Genomic DNA, 6,779 nt, shown 5'->3' on the forward strand with positions numbered 1-6,779 from the left:
ACCACTGCTGCCAATTTATGTGGCAGTTGCTTAACCATGTCAAAATCTTCATGGAAACCGCTTCCTTACAACAGCAAAAACCGGGGATGAGAAAAATGGGTGTATCACAATTATGAAATCTTATTTAGTATAGTACTTATATTCTTTGTTAACAAAAAACAATAAAAAATCACCAAGTTTATAATCTTCACACGGTGACATATCTACCCAGAACTTACTTTCTCCCTCTGATTTTAAATTACCATCAATAGCAGTGATTATATTTAAGGGTTGCCGATTATCTTGAATATCATCAACAGTGATAAAAATAGGATTTTTAGAAGAAACAAAATCAGTTGAATTTGGTATTATAGAAAACAATTCAATAACTAGCGGTAATGATTTTCTAGGTGTGATGAAGAATTTCACTTTTCCTTTGTTATCTGAATTGACGAAAAAACCATAATATATGCCAAACTTCTGTATATTTATTATTAGATTTCCATCATCAGAATAAATACATACTTCTTCTAACTGATCAATGATATTACTCTTTATGAATATAGGAACACCTGATAGTACTACACCTTTTTTATCTCTTAAGACAGTATGAACTTTAGTTGATATAGCTCCTATTTGAGAATCATTAAATGATTCTGGCATTACTAAAGAAACAGTATCGATATTTAACTCTAATGAATTTGAATTAATTGTTTTTGCAGTATATTTTAGCGTTTTTGGCTGAATATCATTTAATGATGTTTTTACAGAAAAATAAATCTCTTCATTTTCCGACAAAGAGTTAAATACAACAAGAGTAACTGTTACCATAGCCTTTTTCCTATTATCTTTTAAAATTAATAGGATGTCATCAGATGGTACAGTAATATTTTTACTATTATAAAATGAGATAGTGATATTATCGTCTATATCTTTATCACATGATACTGTCACAGTAAATAAAAAACTTTGCCCTATTACTAAATCACCATTATTAGGTAAAGAAAATTCTATTGTACCAGACATAGTTATATTCTCTTTAAAAGATAAACTTGGTAACTTATGGGCACATTTATAATAAGTGTCCACTGTCTATTTTCTCAATATAATAGCTAGTTAACAGTATTAATTAGCCCATTCCAAGCTACACTATGTTGTAAATTTTCGTTCAGATAAAATTGATAGTCAAAGCTGATACTACCATTCCCTCTTATATCAGTAACATCTTTATAAGGAATATTGAAGAATATTGAATTTGCATTACCACCTGTACCACCGATTTCATTTAAAGTAATTTGTTTAGTGTAAAGTTTCTGGAAATTTTTATTTTCCGAATTTATATACATAATTAGAGTAATATCTGTTATATTTAATGGAACTGGATTTACTGTAGCCTTGGGATTATGAATATCAGAACGTACAATCTCAATAAATAATCCATCATGCTTATACTCAGGGTATTGCATTACACTATCGGGACTGATCCAATTACTAGGTGGTATAATATTATTGGAACCCACTCCAAGACTAGTATGAACTATGCAAGTATTATAACCTCTTTCAACTTTCGGATCTGGTTCATAAGGGATTCCCCCTAAATAAGTCACTGGTAATAAATCCGAATATAGAGCATGCTCATTAGGTTTAATCACTGTATAAGAAAATTGAGACAGCTCATTTTGTATAAAAATAGAATAAGGGAGTTGTATCGTGTACTGATCTAACTGGCTTTGTGGATCCACAAGAGGTATCGCATGGTCAATATAATGGTCATTAACGAAAAACAAAATCATATCACCTTTTTCCAACTCATTATCGTCACTGTCTACCGATGTTAGAAAATATGGAACGCCTCCATTTGCAGATATACCACTGGGATCATAGCCAAGAATACTTGGTATCCCTATAGAATTCATATAGCCAGGATCACTGTAATTAACTACATAGATTTTCTTAGAGAACGCTTCATACATAGTATTCAAAATAATAGTTCTTAATTCAAGTATGTTCACTAGAGATAATTTAGGGTAAAGATAGAATTTCACCACCCCTTGATTATCTGAAGCAATATTTAATCCTTCATTCGGACCAACTTTTTCAGGAATGATTTCATTTGTATTTTTAGCATCCTTAAAAATAAACTCTTTCATTTTATGATCAGCTAATGAAGTAATAAATACAGGTGTACCAATTAATTCTTTATGAGTGTTTTTATTTCTCAAAGTGGTATGTATTGCGGTATATGTTGGTTGATTACCATCTGGTAATACTTGTAGATAAGGTTTTTCAATAAAAAATGATAATGTATTTGGATCAATTTCATTCGCTTTACCTGTAAATGGTACAGGTGCAAAACCATTCCCACCAGCAGTTGCATCAGTAGTTACGTCAAATGTAATAAGAGAGCCATCTTTTATAGGCTGACCACTCACTTCCTTAAGCACTGTAAATCCCAACTTTTGAGACGCTGTTAATGAATCAGGATCGTAAACAAGCTGAATAATCATCTCATCGAATTTTATGTTATTACTGTTATTATTCTTAATGATAATATTCCTGTTTGGTAGAATGAGCTTATCCGAACTTAATGTCACAACAAAACTAACATACTGACCTATAACTAAATCAGCATTAGTTATAATTGAAATTTCCATTTTATTATTTTTATCCGGCATTTTATCACCTCATATTTTAATAATAGCCATAATTATTTGATTTATCTTGCCTGATTTAAAAGAGATTTATTGTATTAATTGCTTCTAATATTAATATCTTAAAGATTACAAAATAACAACTCAATGTTACTATTCCTTAGAAGTCAGTTTGTTATTTTTAGAATAAAGGCACGGAAACAAAAAAACCAATGATAAAAAGTTATCAACTGATAACTTTTTATCATTGTAAAATGTTATATATTCTTACTTATATAGTTCATTTACGTCTCATTAATTATTTTCCCATAAGCTAAGTAACATAAAACGATTCCCTCTGAATAATCATCGAAAACATTATTTTTAGAATCACAAATTCTAAACTCATCACTATTATTAAGATTGGTATTTTTTACTACAATAGTGACTTTGTTTTTATCCATCTCAGGATAGCCACTAAATACTCCCCAATTATATAAATTACCAAATTCATTATGCAGAGCATAAATGTCTGTCGGATTAGAAGCTTCCTTATCTGAATATAGATCATTATACATTCCAGTTAGAAAAGATTCTCTTTTACAGTCAATATTATCAGTTATATTTGTATACCCATTACTGCTAGAACTTATTTTTGTCATTTTGACAGCAGATATTTTATATTCATAAAATTGTATTTCTCCACTTTCTTTGTTTATTGTGGCAGAACCCGGTGCTTGAAATAGTATAGGACCACTTCCTGTACCAAATGATAACATTTCATCTTTATATAGTGGTGAGTCAACATCAAGCATTCCATAAGTAATTTCATCTTGGTTGAAAGAACCAGAACTCCTGGATTCTCTTAATTCTCCCCGTAAAGTGTCGAAAATAGTATGCGGGTGGCGTTTACCATTCGTATTATCAAAGTATCTACTTTCGCTTTTATCAGCATTATAGACATATAACACCGCAGATTGCACAATAGGATTAAATGCCACTTGTTTATCTGCATCAAGTTTCGCCTCAGTACCATCTGGTTCAGGTATTTTTAATGTTACCTTGACATTTTTAACCCCCACACGGCTCTTTAATTTTGCATATAAGTATCCTTTCTCATCTGTTTTAAATTTGTCCTCGTTAGTGGGTGAATAAGCTTCAGGTGGAGGAAATTTTTTCTCTTTAATTTTGTCGTGATCATGTATCCAATTCACACCTTTAAATGTGTGGTTGGGAATGGCCACTTTTTTATCTTTTGTCACAATCAATGCCCTGTATTCATACTCGGATATTCCATCACCTTGCAACGGCTTATTTTTATCAAAATTGGTCACTTCAACACTGGCAATCTTAAACTCTGGCGGTGGTTCAATAAAATTCATCAACACTGAACACGCCGGCGAGGCGGGCGTTCTGCCATCAATATCAAGGCAAGCTTTCACCTGCTGTGCCTTACTGCCAGTAAGATTCGCTTTCAACGTACCATCATTGGGATTCACAAACTGTAGAGTATCCGGTGATGGTGATAAAATAACATCCGGTGTATCTGTACCATCGCTAAGTTGCGGTTTAGTCCACTTGAATTTAATATCCTGTCCTTTATATGCGGTTTCATTTTTCTTACGCCATACGGTTGCAATGAGGGAATATTTTTCTTGCCTACCGACAGTAACATCATGATCTTTTGGTGATGTATTGATGGTAATTTCCGGCCAGATAAAATTAATTTGTTCCTTGGATTTTCCTTGATCGGGCTGACCCTCAATAGAAGCCGTAACGACAATATCTGAAACAGCAGTCTTGCTAGTTAATGTTGCCATCACCTCCCCATGCTCATTAGTTTTACCTGAAAGGGGTGTCGGTTTAAGAGCTGAATGGTCCTTAACCATCCAATTCACTGTCTTTTCCGGGATTCCTTGACCAACCGCATCAGTCACTTTTGCTGTACACATATAACTTTCATCAACCAATACGGGAATTTCATCATTAGCCTTACATGTCACATCAATATTTTCAGATTTAATCGAAACCGGATCTGCTGTAACCGCAGCATGGTTCTCAATAGCCAATGAAACTTTCACCCCATTTAATGGAACCTTGCTATCCAGTGTTGCGATCAATTCCCCTGCTTCATTCGTCTTCGTTGTTTGTGTGGTTAATGTAACATCTTGCCCTTTGTCATCTTTGGCTTTCCAAATAACGCCATCAATTGGCTGACTGATTACCCGCTTATTTTCACGATCAACAATAGTCGCTTTAAAGGTATAAGATTTTCCATCACCCACAGCTAAAGGACCTTCAGGGCTAACGGTCAGGCCACCATCAATGTGGTAACTTGATTTATCTGCAATAAACGCGACAGGCTTAGCTGAAACGGGGGTTTTCTGTTCTTCTACAGAAAGCGAAACCACGACATTATCCACAACCGCCGTACTGTTCAGTGTTGCCGTCAGTGTTCCGTCAGACCCTGTGCTATCCACACCATTTTTAAACGTAAATTTAAGCCCGGCGGTATCACTATTCTTATCCCAGTGAATGTTGGTAATCTTCTGGCCTTCGGGCGCCGCTTTGCCATTCCCGTCGACGATATAGGCCGTATAGATGTAGGTATTTTTACTGTTGGCAATAAGCGGGCCTTTATGATCCACTACGATATTTTTAACCTGGTATTCGTGAGATTTATTCTTATTCTTGCTAAACATCACTGAACCTATTTTTTGCCGTGGAGCACCATCCAGCTGCATATAAACATCTACGTTGTTATACGGTTTTTGGCTGACTAAAATGTTAGGTATTAATTGCCCTTTTTCATCGGTTAATTGTCCCTTTTCATTTGTTTTGGCAGATTGATTATTCCATATAAACGCCAAACCAGAATCACTATCTAAAGCAGGTTCCGTTGTCCAGGTGACTTTATCAATTCGGGCATTATTTACCGTTTTTCCTGATGGTGAACCCTTATAAGTAATAACAGGTGAGTCAAAGGTATACCCATTTTCTTTATTGCCTGTTGATTGTGGCGATTCAGGGGGAATTATCTTCACTTTTCCATCTATCATAAAAGGCAAAACTTTCATGGGAACCTGAACGAGTTGTTCTTTTCCCTGACTATCTGTCAGCAATATATCGAGCATGTAAGTATTTTCATGCGTTTCTTGATAGCTGGGGAGAGTAATGATATTGCTTTTACCTGAATCAGCAGAAAGTTTACCCCGATTATTCTGAAATGCTTTATCCGTGACATCCCAACGAATCTGTTTAATATCAGAATCTGGGGGAACGGGTACATTGGCTATTATATCTTGATGCCCGTATCCAATAATAGGTTCCAATGATATCAGTTCTTCCTTTTTTATTTTTTGATGATCCAAAATAATATGACTATTTCTTTCCACCAAATCGTAACGGCTACCTGCCAATGTCCGCATCGAAGCCATATTAGCCGGTAATAGTTGAGTACTAATAGGCACCCCAAATTTGTAATTTAAGTTTGCCAAAAACTGTGTTTCAGTATGACCACTTTCTCCCTGTTTATAATCTACTCCCATTGTAAATAATGGTACCGGAGTATAAGTCAAACCAAATGTAGCCAAGCTGGGGTTTTTCTGCTTGGTATCACGATTAAATAAAGCTACGTTATCACCAAAATATTTCTCATATGTCAGTTTCATCCCCAGACTCGGATAAGCAGGCAAGAAAAATTCCCCATTAATGTCATAACCATTTGCTGGACGTTCGTGATGATCTTGAAAGTTTCGTGATTTTTGCCAATCACTTAAACGGTAATAGGTATTAGCGGAGAGTTTAATATAATCCCCCCAGATTTCTCCCCCCAATCCCAAACGTTGATTTTTTCCAGTAAGGTCATGATCATAAAAAGTATTTAATCCATACATCCAGTTCTGATAAAAATAGCGGCTACCTAAACCAACCCAGATTAATCGTATTCCGGCTATCTCTGTTGCGATAACCCAATTGGGAAAAAAACAGCCAATCGGTCTTGTTATCATAAAGAGGCATTAGATGGCGTCGTCATGAAATAATCAACCAAAGAGCAAGGCAGCGGATTTGGACTGCGGCAAGAAACGATGCACTGTTTTTGGCGTAACGGGTCGCTATACCACGCCAGCGCTTCAAATGGAGAAAAGCGTTTTCAACCAAATGCCTGAG

The 6,779-nt window shown here is 35.0% G+C and carries 4 protein-coding genes and 2 pseudogenes; 1 reads left to right on the forward strand and 5 read right to left on the reverse strand.

Going from position 1 to position 6,779, the window contains the following annotated elements; genetic code table 11:
* A pseudogene (locus tag AACQ81_RS00190) lies at positions 1 to 116 on the forward strand (IS630 family transposase); the annotation flags it as partial.
* Between the two features lie 4 nt (positions 117 to 120).
* On the opposite strand, the gene AACQ81_RS00195 reads toward AACQ81_RS00190, so the two are convergent.
* From AACQ81_RS00195 to AACQ81_RS00210, 5 genes and pseudogenes are all read right to left on the reverse strand, one after another.
* Positions 121 to 1,005, reverse strand: coding sequence for a hypothetical protein (locus AACQ81_RS00195; RefSeq protein WP_237388314.1), 885 nt, complete (start codon positions 1,003 to 1,005; stop codon positions 121 to 123).
* Between the two features lie 86 nt (positions 1,006 to 1,091).
* The gene (locus AACQ81_RS00200; protein ID WP_237388315.1) at positions 1,092 to 2,654 is read right to left on the reverse strand and encodes a hypothetical protein; all 1,563 of its coding nucleotides are present in this window, start codon (positions 2,652 to 2,654) and stop codon (positions 1,092 to 1,094) included.
* Positions 2,655 to 2,914: 260 nt separating this feature from the next.
* Positions 2,915 to 6,565, reverse strand: coding sequence for an inverse autotransporter beta domain-containing protein (locus tag AACQ81_RS00205; RefSeq protein ID WP_443089575.1), 3,651 nt, complete (start codon positions 6,563 to 6,565; stop codon positions 2,915 to 2,917).
* Positions 6,528 to 6,629 (reverse strand): inverse autotransporter beta domain-containing protein, encoded by a 102-nt coding sequence (locus AACQ81_RS19615; protein ID WP_443089574.1) that lies wholly within the window; start codon positions 6,627 to 6,629, stop codon positions 6,528 to 6,530. Before AACQ81_RS19615 ends, AACQ81_RS00205 begins: the two co-directional genes overlap by 38 nt.
* Positions 6,630 to 6,641: 12 nt before the next feature.
* Positions 6,642 to 6,779: pseudogene (locus AACQ81_RS00210) on the reverse strand (IS5/IS1182 family transposase); the annotation flags it as partial.

Origin of the sequence: Xenorhabdus sp. Sc-CR9 (assembly GCF_963897815.1) — a bacterium.
Classification (GTDB): Bacteria; Pseudomonadota; Gammaproteobacteria; order Enterobacterales; family Enterobacteriaceae; genus Xenorhabdus.

Coding starts and splice junctions, on each gene's coding strand:
- AACQ81_RS00195 (WP_237388314.1), bottom strand. CDS start 1,005: ATGTCTGGTACAATAGAATTTTCTTTACCTAATAATGGTGATTTAGTA.
- AACQ81_RS00200 (WP_237388315.1), bottom strand. CDS start 2,654: ATGCCGGATAAAAATAATAAAATGGAAATTTCAATTATAACTAATGCT.
- AACQ81_RS19615 (WP_443089574.1), bottom strand. CDS start 6,629: ATGCCTCTTTATGATAACAAGACCGATTGGCTGTTTTTTTCCCAATTG.